The sequence below is a fragment of the Ameyamaea chiangmaiensis genome, assembly GCF_013376175.1.
GTDB lineage: Bacteria > Pseudomonadota > Alphaproteobacteria > Acetobacterales > Acetobacteraceae > Ameyamaea > Ameyamaea chiangmaiensis.
In genome coordinates this window covers 1-1,265 of sequence record NZ_JABXXR010000309.1, presented here as the reverse complement: position 1 = coordinate 1,265, position 1,265 = coordinate 1, and the positions used below count along the sequence as shown (strand labels likewise).

The following is a 1,265-nucleotide window of genomic DNA, read 5'->3' as shown; positions in this document are numbered from 1 at the left end:
CTGGCGCCCGGCGCGAACCGCGCGCCAGCGTCCCCCCGGAGGCCCCACGACCGCGCCCGCCAGCCAGCCCCGCATCGCCATGCGCACGTCGCCGAACAGCAGACACAGGCCCAGCAATGCCGCAACCGCGACACTGGTCCACAACAGCCCAAGCATGGCCGAGACCAACGCCGTCATTGCGGCCACCAGCCCAGCATCGCCAACGCCGCCGCCAGCACGATCACGAACACGACGCCCCCGCGCGACGTCACCGTCTCCCGGCCGTGTTCAAGACGCAGCATGCACCGGTGGACCCTGCGAACCGTTCGGAGTCGCGCCCGTCGCGCCGGGACCGCAACCCCCTGACAGACCACGCGATCCAATACCACTGCCGCCAGCGACGCGGCGCCCATCTGCGTCTCCGGCTCGCCGAACACAAGCCAGGGGGGCGGCGGCTCCTGCCCTTGTGCCCACATCAGGCTCCGCTCGTCCTGCCCCGGTCTGACCCCGGCCCACCAGACCGCCACCACGACGGCGACGAACATGACCAGCACCCACAGGGTTGGACTGAATCCCGACGCGCCGTCCGGCCCTGCCAGATGCAGCCACGGCGCCCTAGCAGCCCCCCCGGCCGCCAGAATGAACCTCGTTCCCAGCCCCGGAACAACGCCGATGACAAGCGCCGCACACAGCGCCGCGTAGCCGGGTACCAAGGCACGCCCGGCGGGGTCCGTCGCGGCCGCCCCGCGGGGGCGACGCGGGCGACCCAGAACAATCAGCGCCACCAGTCGAAACAGCGCCAGCCCCTCCAGCGTCATCGCAAGGCCAAGCAGCGCGATCACCGCAACGGCCGCCCCCGTCTCCAACGGACTGGCGTCCGGCAGAGCCAGCACGATCTGCACCACCAGCCACAGCACCGAAAACCCGACGAGCGGCGGAACGGACGACACGATCAGAATGCCGCTACACAGCAGCGCCGCGGAACGGGGCATCAGCCGGCCGAGCCCACCCAGCGAGCGCAGGTCCCGGCTGCCGGCTCCGCGCAACAGGGCCGCCAGACCGCACAGAAGCGCCACCCAGCCGAGCGTCCCTCCCGCCACCAGAAGCGACACCGTATCGGCTGCGGCATGCACGATCGTCGGCAAATCCTCCGACCGCGCCAGCACCCCCAGTGCCACGACCAGCAACGCCTTGCCGCCGGAGGCCCGCACCAGCAGCGCGGCGGCCCGCCACGCATCGTCGCAACGCACGGCGCCACAGGCCCCCAGCATCATCCCCGCGAACCC

At 71.9% G+C, this 1,265-nt stretch carries 1 pseudogene; it reads right to left on the bottom strand.

Features of this window, described 5'->3' with window-relative positions:
- Positions 1-173: 173 nt before the first annotated feature.
- Positions 174-1,265: pseudogene (locus tag HUK82_RS16645) on the bottom strand (hypothetical protein); the annotation flags it as partial.